Raw genomic sequence first — 17,197 nt, forward strand, 5'->3', positions numbered from 1 at the left:
GTGGCCGACCTGCTGGCCGACGAAAAAGCCCGGTGTGCCGTTGCCCGGTGCGCGAATGGCCATCGACGCTCCGTGTATCCCTGGCTCCTGCAGATCTCAGCCGCCCAGCCGGTTCATGCCGGCAGCCATGGCACAATGACACCATGCGTCCCACCCCTTACCGCCGGCAGAACAATCGGGCGGGTGCAGCACTTGCATGCGCCGTCCTGGCCAGTCTCCTGTCAGGCTGTGTTGCCGGACCCTCCGGGAACGGAGCGGCAACCGCGGACAGCAGCGGAGGGGCATCGTCTCCGGCAGCGGCTGCCGGCCCTGATGCCAAGCAGCCGACCATGCAGGCCACCGACCCTGCGGGGCAAGGCGCCGGCGCCAGAAGCGAACCGCTGGCCGATACATCCGGACGTGCGCCAGCGGCCGCAGCTGCCGCAACCGACACGGTGAAACGGACCGTAACGGATACCCTGACCAAACTGGCCACGGGAACGCCGAAACCGGCCACTGCCCAGGTCAGCGACGCCCTGACCGGAGCGGGCATCGCACCGGCGGCGCTCCAGGTCTCGCAAAGCCGGACTCCCACCGGACTGGAGGCGGACGCCATCGAAGCGGCCGTGGTGGAGGGCAAGGACTGTGTCATTGGGCAGGTACGAGAAGGCGCCGTGACCGTTACGGTCCTTCCGGTACTGGCCAGCGGCAAGTGCTTCGTGGGTTCCTGATCCGGCTGGCCGGTCCGCTGCAAATGTGAGATCTGCCCGCCAACCCACTAGATTTGAGACCATGGCGGAATTTATCTACACAATGACCAAGGCCCGCAAGGCCGTTGGCGAAAAACTCATTCTTGATGACGTAAGCATGTCCTTCTTCCCGGGCGCCAAGATTGGTGTTGTGGGCCCGAACGGTGCCGGTAAGTCCACCATCCTCAAGATCATGGCCGGGCTGGACCAGCCCTCCAACGGTGAGGCCCGGCTCAGCCCTGGCTACAGCGTGGGCATCCTGCTCCAGGAACCGCCCCTGAACGAGGAAAAGACCGTCCTGGGCAACGTCCAGGAAGGCGTGGGCGAGATTTACGGCAAGATCCAGCGCTTCAACGAGATCTCCGAGGAAATGGCCAGCCCCGACGCTGACTATGACACCCTCCTCGACGAGATGGGCAAGCTGCAGGAGGCAATCGACGCCGCCGACGCCTGGGATCTTGATTCCCAGCTGGAGCAGGCCATGGATGCCCTCCGGTGCCCTGCGGCCGATGCCGACGTCACCAACCTCTCCGGCGGTGAGCGCCGGCGTGTGGCGCTCTGCAAGCTTCTCCTTCAGAAGCCCGACCTGCTGCTCCTCGACGAACCCACCAACCACCTGGACGCCGAGAGCGTGCTGTGGCTTGAACAGCACCTTTCCAGCTACCCCGGCGCCGTCCTCGCCGTCACCCACGACCGGTACTTCCTGGACCACGTGGCGGAATGGATCGCTGAAGTGGACCGCGGCCACCTCTACCCGTACGAAGGCAACTACTCCACCTACCTGGAGAAGAAGCGTGCCCGCCTGGAGATCCAGGGCAAGAAGGACGCCAAGCAGGCCAAGCGCCTCGCCGAGGAACTTGAATGGGTACGGTCCAACGCCAAGGGCCGCCAGACCAAGTCCAAGGCCCGCCTTGCACGCTACGAGGAAATGGCCGCCGAAGCGGACCGGACCCGCAAGCTTGACTTCGAGGAAATCCAGATCCCGCCGGGACCCCGCCTGGGCGGCCTGGTGCTGGAGGCGAAGAACCTCCAGAAGGGCTTTGAAGACCGGACGCTGATCGACGGGTTGTCCTTCACCCTGCCCCGCAACGGCATCGTGGGCGTCATCGGCCCCAACGGCGTGGGCAAGACCACGCTGTTCAAGACGATCGTGGGCCTGGAACCGCTGGACGGCGGCGATCTCAAGATCGGCGATTCCGTCAAGATCTCCTACGCCGACCAGAGCCGCGGCGGCATCGACCCCAACAAGACCCTGTGGGAGGTTGTCTCCGACGGACTCGACTTCATCCAGGTGGGCAACGTGGAAATGCCGTCCCGCGCCTATGTGGCCGCTTTCGGCTTCAAGGGCCCGGACCAGCAGAAGAAGGCAGGTGTCCTGTCCGGTGGTGAGCGGAACCGCCTGAACCTGGCCCTGACCCTGAAGCAGGGCGGAAACCTGCTGCTCCTCGATGAGCCCACCAACGACCTCGACGTCGAAACCCTCAGCAGCCTGGAAAACGCGCTGCTCGAATTCCCCGGCTGCGCCGTGGTGGTCTCCCACGACCGGTGGTTCCTGGACCGCGTGGCCACCCACATCCTGGCCTATGAAGGTGACGAGGAGAACCCCTCCAAGTGGTACTGGTTCGAGGGCAACTTTGAATCCTACGAGGAGAACAAAGTGGAGCGCCTGGGTCCCGATGCCGCCAAGCCGCACCGTGTTACCCACCGCCGCCTGACCCGCGACTAGCCGCCGGGCGCCCGGCGACTCGTAAAGCATAAAAGGAAGGCCGGTATCTGATCTCAACTGATCAGGTGCCGGCCTTTCCCATGCAAGGATCCGCCGGCGCCACGGCTTGGGCCGGTGCCGGGGTGCTGGTCCTACGTGTCCGCCGGATCGGCGGGAACGCGCACCATTCCCTCCTGTGCCACCGTGGCTACGTGCTGGCCGTCCCGGCTGAAGATCCTGCCGGTGGCCAGGCCGCGTGCGCCCTGCGCGCTGGGCGACTCCTGGACGTAGAGCAGCCATTCGTCCACCCGCGCCGGGCGGTGCCACCACATCGCGTGGTCCAGGCTGGCAACGTTCATGCCGGGGGTGATCCAGCTAAGCCCATGCCGCCGAAGGATGGATTCGAGCAGCGTGTAGTCGCTGGCGTAGGCCAGGGCGGCGCGGTGCAGGTTGGAGTTGTCCGGCATCGGCCCGAACGTCTTCATCCAGACGGCATTGCGGGCCTCCCGCGGCCCCCCTGCCGAAACATACAGCGGAGGATCGACATGGCGGATGTCGAAGGGCCGCTCATACGCCCAGTGCCGGGCCACCGGATGGTCGAACCGTCCCAGCAGGTCTGCAGTACTGGGCAATGATTCGGGGTCCGGGATCCCTTCCGGCATCGCCAGCGAATGCTCGATTCCTTCGTCCTCGCCCTGGAAAGAGGCAATCATGGACAGGATGGGCACCCCGTCCTGGTAGGCGTGGACGCGCCGGGCGGAAAACGACCGGCCGTCGCGCAGCCGCTGCACACCGAAGGTAATGGGCTTGTTGGCGTCACCGGGCCGCAGGAAGTAGCCATGCATCGAGTGGACAAATCGTTCAGGATCCACTGTCCGGATGGACGCCACGAGTGACTGTGCCAGGACCTGCCCGCCGAACACCCTGTGGTGCGGCTGCTGCTGTGAGGGGCCCAGGAAAATGTCCTCGTCCGTCCGGGCGCCCTCAAGCTCACCAAGGTCCAGCAGTTCGATCAGCGATGAGGTGGGGTCTCCGCTTGGCGGGGCCAGGAGTCCGGCTTCGGCTTCAGTCATGGTCCGACTCTAGACGGCGCCCGGGGAGCCACTCAACCGGAGCGCAGCCGGTAGTGTTTTAGGTGTGTCTGAACTTCTCACCTCGTCCTTCCGTTTCGCCGATCCCCGGGATCTTGCCGACCTGAGGACGTTCGCCACCAGGGCCAAGGCCATCGACGACGGCGCCATCCGCCTGCAGGCCGCCGGTTCCGTGCTGGCCGCCTACGTGTGTGTCCTCCGGCCCAGGCTCCTCGGCGAATCGACCCCCACCATCCTGGGCCTGCGCACCATGGCGCTTGCGGAACCATCCGGAACAGATGTCACCGTTGCCCTGTCAGCCGTCCTGGACCGGCTGGCACGTGCGGGGGAGTCCGACGTCGAATTGCCGGTTCCGCCCACCACCGTCACCGAATCATGGACGGGAGTGGGCGCCCCACGGGGCGGATGGGAGTTGCTTGGGGCTGTCAGCGACGCCGGATTGAAGACGGCAGCTGAAGCGGGCATCGCGGAAGTGGCCGGCATCGTGCCGGACAAACCGGGCGCCCTCATCGTGAACAATGCCCGGGCATCCGTGTGGGGCCGGGAACTGGACGGCACAGGCCTGCCAGCGGGAGCGGCCTTTGCGGCTTTCGCGCTGGGGTTCCTTGCTGACGGCGACCAGAAGCTGTACCGCGCCGGCCGCTGGTTCCGGCTGACCGGTCCACGCGGCCACGTCCTGGCACGGACCGGCAGCGGCCTGCTGTAGCTCAAGGCGGCCAGGACCATTCCAGGCCGCGGTCCGGGAGGGGTTCAGGCCTCGGAAGCGCTGTTCACCATGGACAGCGCCGCCCGCTCCATGTACTCCCACAGCGTGCCCTCGTAGAGCGGTGGCAGCTCCAGGGCGTCCACGGCCGTGCGCATGTGGAACAGCCAGCGGTCCTTGGCCTCGGGCGTCACCTTGAACGGCATGTGCCGCATGCGCAGGCGCGGGTGGCCGCGCTCCTCGCCATAGGTCGTGGGCCCGCCCCAGTACTGCTCGAGGAACATCAGGAACCGGCGCTTTGCAGGCGCCAGGTCCTCTTCCGGATACATCGGGCGGAGCAGCGGATCGGTGGCCACGCCGTCGTAAAAAACATCGATGAGCTTCACGAACGTCTCGTGGCCACCCACCGCGTCATAGAAGCTGTCGGTGTAGCCCGGCTTGCTGAAGGGATCGTTCTGCATCAACTGGGGCCGCTGCGCTGGGCGCGGTTCAATGGGAAGCGACATGCTATTCCCCGGCTTTCTGGTCTGTCTTCTTGGTCTCAACATGGGCCGAGCCCTGGTCGGTGGTCCCGTCGTCGGACTCGTGCAGCGGAACGTACCGGCCCTGCGAGCGGTTGCCCACGCGGAGGATCTCACCGTTGCGCAGGTACCAGATGGCGCCGTCGTCGGAGCGGACGCGGGTGATCCGCAAACCCATGGACTCCACCACGCCCACCACTTCGCTGGTCTCGATGACATCGCCAATCCCGTACTGGTCTTCAATGGTAATGAAGATGCCGGCCAGGAAGTCGCGGATCAGCTGTTGGGCGCCGAAGCCGATGGCCACACCCAGGATACCCACGCTGGTCAGCAGCGGTGCGATGTTGATGTCCAGGTTCTGCAGGACGTACATGCCGGTGATGACCACCACCAACACGCCCACCACGCTGTTCAGCAGTGAACCGATGGTTTCTGCGCGCTGTACCCGCCGCTCATGGTCCAGGGCGCGGATGGCCGGCGCCACCCATTTAAACATCGGCTTCTTGAAGAAATTGCTTCCGGAGGCAATGCGCCTGGTGATGCGGGAGATGATGAACGTGGCCACCAGCCAGACGGCGACGCCGATGCCCAAGCTGATCACGATGCCTGGAATGCTGACGCCATCGGGCTGGGTTGTGGCAGGGGGAAGGATGGACAACATGCTGACCATGGGTGGAAATAGCTCCTAGGGATATTGCTCTGTTCTCATTCAACCCTAGCCGCTGTAGCGTGGGGCAATGCGCATTCTCATCCTCGGCGGAACTGCCTTCCTCTCCAGGGAAATCGCCAGCCAAGCAGTTGCCGCAGGGCATGACGTGACGTGCCTGGCGCGGGGAACATCGGCCGAACCGCCGCAGGGCACCCACTGGGTCAGGGCCGACCGCTCAACGGGTCCGGCCGCCTACTCGGAAGTCGCCGGCGAATGGGATGCGGTGGTCGAGGTGGCCAGGGATCCCGAGCCTGCCCGGCAGGCGTTGGCCGGCCTTGCGGACAAAGCAGGGCATTGGACTTTTGTCTCCAGTTGCTCGGCGTACGCTGACCACTCCGTCCCGGGAGCGGTGGAAGACGCGGAGCTGCTGCCGGCGCTCGCCCCGGGGGAGACGTCTATGCCGGAAAACTACGGCGAGTCCAAGGTTGCCATTGAAGAGGCCACCCTGAATGCAACAAACGGCGGGGCCCACCTGTGCCGGGCGGGGCTGATCAGCGGCCCCGGTGACCCCACTGACCGCTACGGCTACTGGCCTGGCCGCCTTGCCCGTAATGGCGGGCCGGTGCTGGTCCCGGACATCGGCCGCCACCCCACGCAGGTGATCGACGTCCGTGACCTGGCGGCCTGGATCCTGCTCGCGGCGGATGAGGGGATCACCGGTCCACTGAACGCCATGGGGGACCAGGTGGCCTTTGCCGAACTCATCAGCGCCTGCCGGGAAGCATCCGGCTTCAACGGCACCATCGTCACCGCCGGTGAAGATTGGCTGGTGGAACAGGGCGTCAACTACTGGTCCGGGCCGGAGTCCCTGCCGCTCTGGCTCCCGCCCGGCCACGATGGCTTCATGGCCCGCAGCAACCGGAACGCCAAGGCGGCAGGAATGGTGCTTCGGCCCTGGCGGGATACCCTGGCTGCCACCTTCGACGATGAACGCATCCGCGGGCTGGACCGGCCCCGGAAGGCCGGCCTTTCACCCGCCACGGAACGGCGCCTCGTGGAGATGCTCCACAACGAAGGCGGAGCCTAAGCCGCCACCGTCACGGGCTGGTGCTCCACCGGGAAATTCACGCTGCGCGCGATGAAGCAGACCTGGTTCGCCTCGTGGTGCAGGGACGCAGCCAGGCCGGCCTGCCCGGGATCGGCCACCGTCACGTGCGGATGCAGCACCACCCGCTCGAACTGGCCGCTGCCGTCCCGGTTCAGCCGCATCAGCCCGGTTGCCTCGTCCCGGTAATCTGTGACTACCACGCCGTGCTTCACCGCCACGTGCAAATAGGACAGCATGTGGCACTGCGCCAGCGCAGCCAGGAGCAGCTGTTCCGGGTTGTAGCGTTCCCGGTCCCCGTGGAATGTCGGGTCCGCCGAGCCCTCAAGGACCGGCAGGCCCGGAATGAGCACATCGTGGTCCCGGGAATAGGCCCGGTAGGACGACGTGCCGTCACCCCGGTTGCCGGTCCACTGGACTGTCAGCGCATACCGGTGCTCATCAAGACTCACTGCGGACTGCCGTCCTGGACAACATCGGCGGCCCGGGCACGCAGGGCGCGCGCAACGCCGTCGCGGTTCTCCAGCATCATCCGCCGCAGCGCGGCGCTTTCCGCCGGCAGCGACGCCAGGAATCCGTCCGTCCGGTCAATGGTGGCCTGGGTGGTCAGCAGCGCCGGATAAAGGCCGACGACGATCTGCTGGGCGAGCGCGTGGGTGCGGGTTGCCACGATGCCCTGCACGGCCGCGAAGTACTTTTCCGCGTACGGTTCCAGCAGCGTGCGGTCCAGCACGCGCATGAAGCCCGTGACCGCCGATCCCTGCAGTGCGTTGGACAGCTCGCCCTTGACCACCATGGACTCCCAGGCCGCGGCCTTCGCCTCCGGGGTGGGGATGGCCGCCTTGGCCAGGGCCGCCGCATTCTGCCCGCTGGAGGTGTTGTCCCGCGCCAGTTCGGCGTCGATCCCGTCCTGTCCCATCCGGCCGCCGGCCACCAGGGATGCCACGAGTTCCCACCGCAGGTCCTGGTCCACGGCCAGCCCGTCCAGGACTACCGAACCGTCCAGGAGGCCGGCGACCCGGTCCAGCTGGGAGGCGCTTCGGGCCAGCAGCGCGAAGGACTTGATGAACTGCAGCTGTGCGTCGGATCCGCCGGGAACTTCCGAAGCCAAATCCCAGAGCCGGTCAACGGCGGCAACCGCAGTGGCTTCGCGGTGTTCCTCCGCCACGTAGAAGTTCAGCGTGGTGGCCAGCTGGCGCAGCTGGACCAGGATCACGGAGGAGTCCGTTTCCGCGGCGACGTTGGACAGGATCAGCTCCACGTACTTTCGGGCAGGAGTCTCGCCGTCACGGGCTGCATCCCAGGCGGAGTTCCACACCAGGGTCCGGGGCAGGCTCTCGCCGAAATCCTTGAGGTGCGCGGTGGCGGTGGCCAGGGACTTGGCATCCAGCCGTACTTTGGCGTACGCCAGGTCGTCGTCATTGATGAGGATGAGGTCCGGCTGGGCCATGCCGTCCAGTCCCGGCACTTCGGTGCGTTCGCCGTCAACATCCAGCTCCTCACGGTGCACCCGCGTGAGCTTGCCGCCGTCGTCCAGATTGTAGAAACCCACGGCAAGGCGGTGCGGACGGATGGTGGGCCACTCGGGCACTGCGGACTGCAGGATTGCGACGGACCGCAGCTTACCCTCGGGATCCACGTCCAGTTCCGGGCTCAGCGTGTTCACGCCCGCCGTTTCCAGCCACTGCCGGCCCCAGTCGTCCAGGTCCCGGCCGCTGGCCTTCTCCAGCTCCACCAGCAGGTCGCGGAGTTCGGTGTTCTGCCAGGAGTGCTTGGCGAAGTACTCGCGGACGCCGGCCATGAACTGTTCGGGGCCAACCCAGGCCACCAGCTGCCGGAGCACCGAGGCGCCCTTGGCGTAGGTGATGCCGTCGAAGTTGACCTCCACGTCCTGCAGGTCGTTGATCTCGGCGAAGATCGGGTGCGTGGTGGGCAGCTGGTCCTGGCGGTAGGCCCAGGACTTCTCCACTGACGCAAAGGTGGTCCAGGCGCTGGTGAAGGACGTGGCTTCCACCGCTGCCAGGTGGGACATGTATTCGGCGAAGGACTCGTTGAGCCACAGGTCGTTCCACCACCGCATGGTCACCAGGTCGCCGAACCACATGTGCGCCAGCTCGTGGAGCACGGTGATGGCGCGGCGCTCGATCTGGGCGCCGGTAACCTTGCTGCGGAAAACGTAGCCCTCCAGGATGGTCACGGCCCCGGCGTTCTCCATGGCGCCGGCATTGAACTCCGGCACGAACAGCTGGTCGTACTTCTCGAAGGGGTAGGGGCAGCCGAACTGTTCCTCGAAGAACCCGAAGCCCTGCCGCGTGAGTTCGAAGATGTTCTCCGCATCCATGTACTGCATCAGCGACTTCCGCGCAAAGACACCGAGCGGGATGACGCGGCCGTCCGAGCTGGTGACCTCGCTGCGGACGGACTGGTACGGGCCGGCGATCAGGGCCGTGACGTAGGAGGACAGGCGGGGCGTCGGCGCGAACGTCCACACGGAGCGGGCCGAGCCGTCTTCTGCCGGGGCAGCTTCCTCCGGAGATGGTGTGGGGGAGTTTGAGATGACGTCCCAGTGCGACGGCGCCGTGACGGTGAAGGCGAAGGTTGCCTTCAGGTCCGGCTGCTCGAAGACGGCGAACATCCGGCGCGAGTCGGGGACCTCGAACTGGGTGTACAGGTAGACCTCGTTGTCCACCGGGTCCACGAACCGGTGCAGGCCTTCGCCGGTGTTCATGTAGGGCAGATCGGCCACCACGGTCAGCTCGTTGTGCTCCGCAAGGCCGGGAAGCTGGATCCGGACACCATCCGATACAGCGGCCGGATCCAGGCTGGTCCCGTTCAGGGTCACGCTGTGGACGGTCCGGGTCACTGCATCGATGAAGCTGGCTGCACCCGGTGATGCCGTGAATCGCACGGTGGTGGTGCTGCCAAAGACCTCTCCGCCGCGGGTCAGGTCCAGGCTGACATCGTAGGACTCGACGGTGATCAGTTCGGCGCGCTCACGGGCTTCGGCGCGCGTCAGGTTCATACCTGGCAAAGGAGGGCCTCCAGAAAAGTTCGGCTGCCGGCCGGTGGTCCCGGTTCCGGCACTGTGATGCATTCTTTCATCCTTGGGATCCTTGGCAAGTTGCACAGCTCACAGCCGCCTCCGTTGCCCTCATTGCGGTTGGCCGGGCGGCCGCAGGGGTAGCGTTAAATACATGGGAAAGCTGCTGGATTCGGTGGATACCAAGGCCCTGCGCTTCGCCGTCGGGTTCCCCCTCGTCCTGGCCGCCGCCTTCGTCTACTGCGCGTCGCTGCTGCACCCGGACCTTCCGGAGCCGCTCGCCGTCCAGTGGGCGGACGACGGCGGTGCCAACTTCGCGCCCTTCGGCACCTACGTGGGCGTGGGCGCCGCAATCATTGTGGTCGCAGGCTGGCTGGTACTCCTCCAGGCCGTGCCGCTGGGCAGGCCGGTGATGATGCGCAGGATCATGATGGGGGCCGGGCTGTTCCTCAGCCTGTTCATTACCTCAGCCCTTGCCGCCGGCCTCATCGGCCAGACCGGGCTGGCCGATGCCCGGCAGTCGCATGTGGACATGACAGTCCTCGCGCTCGGCAGCGGTGCGGCCGTGTCGCTGGGCGTCGCCATGGCAATGGTCTACAAGGCCGACCGGCAATGGTCGCCGGACGACGACCGCGCGCTGCAGGCCGCCATTACCAAGGAACTGGACCCCGACCTAGCCCGGGACAGCATCCGGCTCTGGGTCCATGCCAGGAGTTCGGTCTTTGTCATGATCGCCATTGCCTCCCTGTTCCCGGCGGTCCTTATCGCCCTGGCGGTGCCGTGGCTGGGAATCCTGCTGGTGGTTCTGGCCCTCGTCGGGGCGGCGTTCCTCTTTGCCCGCATCCGGGCCGACCGGCGCGGGCTGAAGGTCCTGCTGGCGGGGGTAGTCCCCGTCATGGATGTGCCCGCCGGTGCCATTTCGGATGCCAGCGCCGCGGAAGTGCGGGCCGCGGACTATGGCGGGTGGGGCTACCGGCACCACCGCGGGACCGCCGCCATGCTGGTCAGCAGCGGCCCCGCCGTCGTCGTGAGTAAGACTGATGGCCAGCGCCTGGCCGTCAGCGGCGGCAGCCAGGACTCCGCCGCGCGGCTGGCCGAAGTCCTCACCCGTGTGGCCGCCAGGGCCCGCGGCGGCGGAAACGCTCCACCCGCCGCAGGGCGTCCGGAGTCCTGACCGGGGCCGCTCCTAGTATCCTTATCGGTGTCGTTCCGGCCTCCATACGGCGGGCCGCCAGCTCCCACAACCGAACGGACTTTGCACGTGACTTCTTCCCCTGCCTTCCCGCGGGTCCACATCGCCACCGACCATGCAGGCATGGAGCTCAGCGCCCACCTGGTGTCCCACCTGACCGGCAAGGGATACGAGGTGGTGGACCACGGGCCCAAGGTGTACGACGCCCAGGACGACTACCCTTCCTTCTGCATCAACGCTGCGCTGGCCGTGGTTGCAGACCAGCAGGCGGGCGTCCACGCCCTCGGCATCGTGCTCGGCGGTTCGGGCAACGGTGAGCAGATCGCCGCCAACAAGGTCAAGGGCGTCCGCGCGGCCCTCGCGTGGAACCTTTCCACCGCCACCCTGGCCCGGGAGCACAACGACGCAAACGTGGTGGCTGTCGGCGGACGCCAGCACACGGTGGAGGAAGCCACGGAACTGATCGAGGCGTTCCTGTCCGAGCCGTTCAGCAATGACGAACGCCATGTGCGCAGGATCGGCAAGATTGCGGCCTACGAGGCAACCGGCGAGGTCATCGAGTAGTGCCTGAGGGCCATTCCGTCCGCAGGCTCGCCCGCCAGTTCGGCGACGTCTTCGCGGGTGACACGCTCGCCGTTTCCAGCCCCCAGGGCAGGTTCAGCGGGGGAGCGGCGCTGCTGGACGGGCATAGCCTGCTCGCGGCCGAGGCGCACGGAAAGCACCTGTTCCTGCACTTCGACAACGCGTTGGTGCTGCACGTCCACCTGGGCCTGTACGGTGCCTGGAGCTTCGGCGGTGACAGCACTTTCACCGGAGCCTCCAGCATTGGCGCGCCGCGGCGCGTCGGCGAGCAGGAGGCCTTCGCTGACGGGGACGACGGCGGCGGCGCGCCATACGCGGGCCCGCCGGCGCCCGTCGGGGCCGTGCGGGTCCGGCTCGCCGGGAGCCACGGCTGGGCCGATCTTCGGGGGGCCACCACCTGCGAAACCATCACCGCAGCAGAAGCCCGCGCCGTCCTGGCGCGGCTGGGTCCTGATCCCCTGCGGAACCTCCGCGGCGACGCAGGCCGTTTTGCTGCCAACGTCCAGGCGCGGAAGGCGCCGCTGGCCGCCCTGCTGATGGACCAGAAGGTGATTGCCGGCGTCGGGAACGTCTACCGCGCGGAAGTCCTGTTCCGCCGTCGGCTGGACCCCTGGCTGCCCGGAACGTCACTCCCGGACAGCGACGCCCGGAAGCTTTGGCGCGACATTGTTGATGTCATGGGCGACGGCGTGGCGGACGGCCGCATCATCACCACGCCGCCGAAATACTGGACCCTCGATGGCACCACCGCGGCCAAGGCTGCCGCAGCCGGTGCGCCCGTCCCGCCCAAAAGCGCCCACTTCCCCGGCCGGGACGATGTCCACTTCGTCTACAAACGCCATGGCCTGCCCTGCAGGGTGTGCCGCACGGTCGTGCTCATCGCCGACCTGGCCGGGCGGAACCTCTACTGGTGCCCCTACTGCCAGCGGCCGGAGGACTAGCCGTTCCTCTCCAGACACGCAGAAACGGGGCACTTCGACACGGACACGCCGCCCGCCGTCGTCCATTGTTGCCCTGACGCCGCCAAAGCGCCCCACGAAGGTTCTTGCCGGCTCCGGCTTAAACACGAAAAGACCCCTCCGTGGAGGGGTCTTTTCGTGTTTATGGAGGGGACGACGGGAATCGAACCCGCGTAATCAGTTTGGAAGACTGAGGCTTTACCATTAAGCTACGTCCCCGAAGGAAGATCCGTTTTTCGCGGAAACTCCGGGCTGGCTGTTCAAGCCGGATACAACTAAACCTAATCCATGGCCTACGTGTCAAATGTGCATTCGCGACGCGTATCACCGTAGACTTGCCTGTGCACTTACGGGGTGTAGCTCAGCTTGGCTAGAGCGCCTGCTTTGGGAGCAGGAAGTCGCAGGTTCAAATCCTGTCACCCCGACTCTGCGTGACCAGGTCCGGTAGGCCTGGACATCCATTGCGTTAGCAGAAACCAATCCCACAACCCAGGAGTACTTAGACCGTGAAGAGCGCTGTCGAGAACCTCACCCCCACGCGGGTCAAGCTCAATGTTGAGGTCCCCTTTGAGGAACTGAAGCCCAGCATCGACTCGGCCTACAAGACCGTTGCGTCGCAGATCCAGGTTCCCGGGTTCCGCAAGGGCAAGGTTCCTGCCAAGCTCATCGACCAGCGCGTCGGCCGCGGCTACGTCCTGGAGACGGCCATCAATGACGGCCTCAACGGCTGGTACCAGGCTGCCGTGCAGGAATCCGGCATCCGTCCCCTGAGCCGTCCCGAGGTGGAGATCACCGAGGTTCCCGATCCCTCCGCCACCGACGGCGGCCTGAAGTTCGCCGCCGAGGTTGACGTCCGTCCCGAGATCGAACTCCCGGACTACGCCGGCATCGAGGTCCAGGTTGCGGCTGCGGAATCCTCCGAAGCCGACGTGGACAAGGCCCTGGACGAACTGCGCGGCCGCTTCGGCACGCTGAAGTCCGTGGACCGTCCCGCAGCCGACGGTGACTTCCTCACCATCGACATCACCGCCACGATCGACGGCGAGGAAGTGGACTCCGCTGCCGGCCTGTCCTACCAGGTTGGCGCCGGCACCATGCTTGAAGGCATGGACGAGGCCGTGACCGGCCTCAGCGCCGACGAGGACGCCATCTTCGACACCACCCTGGTTGGCGGCGACCACGCCGGCGAAGCCGCCCAGGTCAAGGTTGTGGTGAAGGCCGTCAAGGAACGCGAACTGCCCGAGGCGAACGATGACTTCGCCCAGCTCGCCTCCGAATTCGACACCCTCGCCGAACTCCGCGAGGACCTGGCCAAGCAGGCCGCCGACTCCAAGATCGTGGAGCAGGGCGTTGAGGCCCGCGACAAGGTCCTGGACAAGCTGGTTGAAATGGTTGAGGTTCCCGTTCCGGACTCGGTGGTCGAAGAGCAGCTCGAAGCCCACTTCCAGGAGGGCAACGGCCACGGAGACGGCGAGCACGACACCGAGGAACACCGCGAAGAAGTCCGCGCCAACACGGCCCGCGCCTTCCAGAACGAGATCATCCTTGACGCCATCGCCGAAAAGGAAGAAGTCAACGTCAGCCAGAACGAGCTGATCGACTACATCGTCACCACCGCCAGCCAGTACGGCATGGACCCCAACCAGTTCGCCCAGATCATCGACCAGAGCGGCCAGGTCCCCATGATGGTCTCCGAGGTCCGCCGCCGCAAGGCACTGGCTGTCGTCCTGGGGCAGGCCACGGTGACCGACACCGAGGGCAACACCGTTGACCTCAGCGACTTCGTCCGCCCCGGCGGCGAGGAAGCCCCCGCTGCAGAGGCAGCCGACGCTGACGCAGCCGAAGCCCCTGAGGCCGAGGTTGTCGAGGCTGAGGACGCCACCGCAGAGGCCAAGGCCTAGTCCTAAATCACCCGCAGCAGCGGCCCCTGGATCCTTCCGATCCGGGGGCCGTTCGCGTTGGACCGGAAACGGCACGGCGGTGATTCGGCCATCGTGCGCCGTCAGCGAACAGCCGTCGGTGCACGAACAAAACGCCGGGGAAACCGGTTAGTGTCCAAGTAGTGATTTTCAGTGATGTCACCGTCACCAGTGAGAGGTAAGTAAACATGTCACAGCACTCAGAGGCCCCCCGGATGGCGACCGTCGATCCTGCAGCCCAGGACAACTACATTTACAACCGCCTTCTCAAGGAGCGGATCATCTGGCTGGGCTCGGAGGTGCGTGACGACAACGCCAACGCAATCTGCTCGCAGCTGCTCCTGCTTTCGGCCGAGAACCCGGAAAAGGACATTTACCTCTACATCAACTCGCCGGGCGGCTCCGTCACCGCAGGCATGGCCATCTACGACACCATGCAGTTCATTCCCAATGACGTCGTGACCGTCGCCACCGGCCTGGCCGCGTCCATGGGCCAGTTCCTGCTCTCCTCGGGCACCAAGGGCAAGCGGTACGCCACGCCCAACGCCCGCGTCCTGATGCACCAGCCCTCCGGCGGCATCGGCGGCACGGCCTCGGACATCAAGATCCAGGCCGAGCTCATCCTGCACATGAAGAAGGTCATGGCGGAACTGACGGCGGACCAGACCGGCCAGACCGTTGAGACCATCCTCAAGGACAACGACCGCGACAAGTGGTTCACCGCCACCGAGGCCCTCGAATACGGCTTCTTCGACAAGATCGCCGCGCACGCCGGTTCGGTGTCCGGCGGCGGCGGAACGTCCAACGGGTCCTCCGGCGACTCAGCCTCCCAGAACTAACCGGCAACCAGAACACTTCGATCAGGAGCAAAGACAATGAACTACAACTTCGGGTGGTCCGCCGGCAATCTTCCGTCCAGCCGCTACGTCCTGCCGCAGTTCGAGGAGCGCACGCCCTACGGCTTCAAGCGTCAGGACCCGTACACCAAGCTGTTCGAGGACCGCATCATCTTCCTGGGGGTGCAGGTCGACGACGCCTCCGCCGACGACATCATGGCCCAGCTGCTGGTGCTTGAGTCCACCGACCCGGACCGCGACATCACCCTCTACATCAACTCCCCGGGCGGGTCGTTCACGGCCATGACGGCGATCTACGACACCATGCAGTACATCCGGCCCGAAATCCAGACCGTCTGCCTGGGCCAGGCCGCCAGCGCCGCTGCCGTCCTGCTGGCCGCCGGTACCCCGGGCAAGCGCCTGGCACTGCCCAACGCCCGCGTCCTGATCCACCAGCCGGCCCTGTCCGGCGGCCAGGGCGGCCAGGCCTCCGACCTGGAGATCCAGGCGGCCGAGGTCATGCGTATGCGGTCCTGGCTCGAAGACACGCTGGCCCACCACTCCGGCCGCACGTCGGAGCAGGTCAACAACGACATCGAGCGCGACAAGATCCTCACGGCTGAAGAGGCACAGGCCTACGGCCTGATCGACCAGGTACTTGATTCACGCAAGATCAAGCCCCAGGCAATCACGAGGTAGCAGTACGCAAAGCCGGTGCGGCCAGTTCATTTGGCCGCACCGGCCTTTTCTTTCCACCCTTGAGGGCGAATGTGACCTAGAGTGGATGTTGTCACAAACCGGCCCCCTGGGGCCGGCCAACGATTTCAGCAACGGTGCAGGGCTGCCTGGCAGCAGGATACTAAGGGGTTCACATATGGCTCGGATTGGCGAGAGCACGGATCTGCTGAAGTGCTCTTTCTGTGGAAAGAGCCAGAAGCAGGTGCGCAAGCTCATTGCCGGGCCCGGTGTCTACATCTGTGATGAATGCATCGAGTTGTGCAACGAAATCATCGAAGAGGAGCTCGCGGAGGTCGCAGACCTCGGCAGCTTCGAACTGCCCAAGCCGCGTGAGATCTTCGACTTCCTGCAGGAATACGTCATCGGCCAGGAGCCCGCAAAGCGTTCCCTCGCCGTCGCCGTCTACAACCACTACAAGCGCATCCAGGCGGGCCACGCGCCCAAGTCCGGGAGCCTGGGGGACAGCGCGCACCACGACGACGTCGAAATCGCCAAGTCGAACATCCTCCTTATCGGCCCCACCGGCTGCGGCAAGACCTACCTGGCCCAGACGCTTGCCCGGCGCTTGAACGTGCCGTTCGCCGTTGCGGACGCCACCGCCCTGACCGAGGCCGGCTATGTGGGCGAGGACGTGGAGAACATCCTCCTCAAACTCATCCAGGCCGCTGACTATGACGTCAAGAAGGCCGAACAGGGCATCATCTACATCGATGAGATCGACAAGATCTCCCGCAAGAGCGAGAACCCCTCCATCACCCGTGACGTGTCCGGCGAGGGCGTGCAGCAGGCCCTCCTCAAGATCCTGGAAGGCACCGTTGCCTCCGTCCCGCCCCAGGGCGGACGGAAGCACCCGCACCAGGAATTCATCCAGATCGACACCACGAATGTCCTGTTCATCGTGGCCGGCGCCTTCGCGGGCCTGGAAGAGATCATCGGCTCCCGCTCCGGCCGCAAGGGCATCGGTTTCGGCGCCCCGCTGAACGAGGCCAGCAAGAAGATTGACTCCTACGGCGAAGTCATGCCGGAGGATTTGCTGAAATTCGGCCTGATCCCGGAATTCATCGGGCGCCTCCCGGTGATCACCACGGTGTCCAACCTGGACAGGGACGCCCTGATCCAGATCCTGTCCACTCCCCGGAACGCGCTGGTGAAGCAGTACCAGAAGATGTTCCAGATCGACGGCGTGGAGCTGGTGTTCGACGACACCGCCCTGGAAGCCATCGCCGACCAGGCCCTGGAGCGCGGCACCGGCGCCCGAGGCCTCCGCGCCATCCTGGAGGAAGTCCTGCTTCCCGTCATGTTCGATCTCCCCAGCCGCGAGGACGTGGCCAGCGTGGTGATCACCGAGGACGTGGTCCTGCGGGGCGCCGAACCCACCATGATTCCGCACGTGGCCAAGCGCCGTAAGTCTGCCTGACCGAGAGGACCT

General features: G+C 65.8%; 16 protein-coding genes and 2 tRNA genes. 12 read left to right on the top strand and 6 right to left on the bottom strand.

The features are described 5' to 3' along the window. Positions 1-143: 143 nt before the first annotated feature. Positions 144-710 (top strand): hypothetical protein, encoded by a 567-nt coding sequence (locus QFZ60_RS08235; RefSeq protein WP_307089646.1) that lies wholly within the window; start codon positions 144-146, stop codon positions 708-710. A 61-nt stretch (positions 711-771) separates the two neighbouring features. Further along, positions 772-2,454 carry an energy-dependent translational throttle protein EttA gene (gene ettA / locus QFZ60_RS08240; protein WP_307089648.1) on the top strand — a complete coding sequence of 561 codons (1,683 nt, stop codon included), beginning with the start codon at positions 772-774 and terminating at the stop codon, positions 2,452-2,454. A gap of 131 nt (positions 2,455-2,585) precedes the next feature. Here the strand turns inward: ettA and QFZ60_RS08245 are convergent, their stop codons facing one another. Further along, entirely contained in the window at positions 2,586-3,506 is a 921-nt protein-coding gene (locus QFZ60_RS08245; protein ID WP_307089650.1) for an acyl-CoA thioesterase II, read from the bottom strand. Between the two features lie 64 nt (positions 3,507-3,570). Here QFZ60_RS08245 and QFZ60_RS08250 point away from each other — a divergent pair, with 64 nt between their 5' ends. Beyond that, the gene (locus tag QFZ60_RS08250; protein ID WP_307089652.1) at positions 3,571-4,230 is read left to right on the top strand and encodes a hypothetical protein; all 660 of its coding nucleotides are present in this window, start codon (positions 3,571-3,573) and stop codon (positions 4,228-4,230) included. A 44-nt stretch (positions 4,231-4,274) separates the two neighbouring features. Here the strand turns inward: QFZ60_RS08250 and QFZ60_RS08255 are convergent, their stop codons facing one another. Together QFZ60_RS08255 and QFZ60_RS08260 are read right to left on the bottom strand one after the other, a co-directional pair. After that, positions 4,275-4,733 (bottom strand): globin, encoded by a 459-nt coding sequence (locus tag QFZ60_RS08255; RefSeq protein ID WP_307089654.1) that lies wholly within the window; start codon positions 4,731-4,733, stop codon positions 4,275-4,277. Position 4,734: 1 nt separating this feature from the next. After that, complete coding sequence (locus QFZ60_RS08260; RefSeq protein ID WP_142122389.1) at positions 4,735-5,418, bottom strand: mechanosensitive ion channel family protein; 684 nt, start codon at positions 5,416-5,418, stop codon at positions 4,735-4,737. Between the two features lie 67 nt (positions 5,419-5,485). Between QFZ60_RS08260 and QFZ60_RS08265 the strand changes: the two genes are divergently transcribed. Next, positions 5,486-6,484 carry an epimerase gene (locus QFZ60_RS08265; protein ID WP_307089656.1) on the top strand — a complete coding sequence of 333 codons (999 nt, stop codon included), beginning with the start codon at positions 5,486-5,488 and terminating at the stop codon, positions 6,482-6,484. On the opposite strand, the gene QFZ60_RS08270 is transcribed toward QFZ60_RS08265, so the two are convergent. Then, positions 6,481-6,954 (bottom strand): OsmC family protein, encoded by a 474-nt coding sequence (locus tag QFZ60_RS08270; protein WP_307089658.1) that lies wholly within the window; start codon positions 6,952-6,954, stop codon positions 6,481-6,483. The genes QFZ60_RS08265 and QFZ60_RS08270 overlap by 4 nt on opposite strands. Next, positions 6,951-9,524: an aminopeptidase N gene (pepN, locus tag QFZ60_RS08275; protein WP_307089660.1), complete on the bottom strand. Its 2,574-nt coding sequence runs from the start codon at positions 9,522-9,524 to the stop codon at positions 6,951-6,953. The genes QFZ60_RS08270 and pepN overlap by 4 nt, the downstream gene beginning before the upstream one ends. Before the next feature lie 172 nt (positions 9,525-9,696). On the opposite strand from pepN, the gene QFZ60_RS08280 reads away from it, so the two are divergent. From QFZ60_RS08280 to QFZ60_RS08290, 3 genes are all read left to right on the top strand, one after another. Then, entirely contained in the window at positions 9,697-10,716 is a 1,020-nt protein-coding gene (locus QFZ60_RS08280; protein WP_307089662.1) for a hypothetical protein, read from the top strand. Between the two features lie 87 nt (positions 10,717-10,803). Continuing rightward, entirely contained in the window at positions 10,804-11,298 is a 495-nt protein-coding gene (locus QFZ60_RS08285; protein ID WP_056336236.1) for a ribose-5-phosphate isomerase, read from the top strand. Beyond that, complete coding sequence (locus tag QFZ60_RS08290) at positions 11,298-12,257, top strand: Fpg/Nei family DNA glycosylase (RefSeq protein ID WP_307089665.1); 960 nt, start codon at positions 11,298-11,300, stop codon at positions 12,255-12,257. Before QFZ60_RS08285 ends, QFZ60_RS08290 begins: the two co-directional genes overlap by 1 nt. Before the next feature lie 163 nt (positions 12,258-12,420). Here QFZ60_RS08290 and QFZ60_RS08295 read toward each other — a convergent pair. After that, a tRNA-Gly gene (locus QFZ60_RS08295) sits at positions 12,421-12,494 on the bottom strand. A 131-nt stretch (positions 12,495-12,625) separates the two neighbouring features. Between QFZ60_RS08295 and QFZ60_RS08300 the strand changes: the two genes are divergently transcribed. The 5 genes from QFZ60_RS08300 (at position 12,626) to clpX (ending at position 17,185) form a co-directional block, all read left to right on the top strand. Continuing rightward, positions 12,626-12,700: transfer RNA gene (locus QFZ60_RS08300), tRNA-Pro, on the top strand. A gap of 81 nt (positions 12,701-12,781) precedes the next feature. Then, entirely contained in the window at positions 12,782-14,176 is a 1,395-nt protein-coding gene (gene tig, locus QFZ60_RS08305) for a trigger factor (protein ID WP_307089668.1), read from the top strand. A gap of 233 nt (positions 14,177-14,409) precedes the next feature. Further along, entirely contained in the window at positions 14,410-15,033 is a 624-nt protein-coding gene (locus tag QFZ60_RS08310; RefSeq protein WP_142122739.1) for an ATP-dependent Clp protease proteolytic subunit, read from the top strand. Positions 15,034-15,069: 36 nt separating this feature from the next. Then, entirely contained in the window at positions 15,070-15,729 is a 660-nt protein-coding gene (locus QFZ60_RS08315; protein ID WP_018769476.1) for an ATP-dependent Clp protease proteolytic subunit, read from the top strand. Between the two features lie 175 nt (positions 15,730-15,904). After that, a complete protein-coding gene (clpX, locus tag QFZ60_RS08320; RefSeq protein ID WP_142122372.1) occupies positions 15,905-17,185 on the top strand; it encodes an ATP-dependent Clp protease ATP-binding subunit ClpX in 1,281 nt (426 codons plus the stop codon). Positions 17,186-17,197: the final 12 nt, after the last annotated feature.

The sequence above is a fragment of the Arthrobacter sp. B2I5 genome (assembly GCF_030816735.1).
In the GTDB taxonomy this organism is placed as follows: domain Bacteria; phylum Actinomycetota; class Actinomycetes; order Actinomycetales; family Micrococcaceae; genus Arthrobacter.

What these genes read in the sequence shown, in the direction of transcription:
- QFZ60_RS08260 (WP_142122389.1), bottom strand. Translation starts at nt 5,418, where the DNA reads ATGGTCAGCATGTTGTCCATCCTTCCCCCTGCCACAACCCAGCCCGAT.
- QFZ60_RS08245 (WP_307089650.1), bottom strand. Translation starts at nt 3,506, where the DNA reads ATGACTGAAGCCGAAGCCGGACTCCTGGCCCCGCCAAGCGGAGACCCC.
- QFZ60_RS08265 (WP_307089656.1), top strand. Translation starts at nt 5,486, where the DNA reads ATGCGCATTCTCATCCTCGGCGGAACTGCCTTCCTCTCCAGGGAAATC.
- ettA (WP_307089648.1), top strand. Translation starts at nt 772, where the DNA reads ATGGCGGAATTTATCTACACAATGACCAAGGCCCGCAAGGCCGTTGGC.
- clpX (WP_142122372.1), top strand. Translation starts at nt 15,905, where the DNA reads ATGGCTCGGATTGGCGAGAGCACGGATCTGCTGAAGTGCTCTTTCTGT.
- QFZ60_RS08315 (WP_018769476.1), top strand. Translation starts at nt 15,070, where the DNA reads ATGAACTACAACTTCGGGTGGTCCGCCGGCAATCTTCCGTCCAGCCGC.
- QFZ60_RS08255 (WP_307089654.1), bottom strand. Translation starts at nt 4,733, where the DNA reads ATGTCGCTTCCCATTGAACCGCGCCCAGCGCAGCGGCCCCAGTTGATG.
- QFZ60_RS08235 (WP_307089646.1), top strand. Translation starts at nt 144, where the DNA reads ATGCGTCCCACCCCTTACCGCCGGCAGAACAATCGGGCGGGTGCAGCA.
- pepN (WP_307089660.1), bottom strand. Translation starts at nt 9,524, where the DNA reads ATGAACCTGACGCGCGCCGAAGCCCGTGAGCGCGCCGAACTGATCACC.
- QFZ60_RS08280 (WP_307089662.1), top strand. Translation starts at nt 9,697, where the DNA reads ATGGGAAAGCTGCTGGATTCGGTGGATACCAAGGCCCTGCGCTTCGCC.
- QFZ60_RS08310 (WP_142122739.1), top strand. Translation starts at nt 14,410, where the DNA reads ATGGCGACCGTCGATCCTGCAGCCCAGGACAACTACATTTACAACCGC.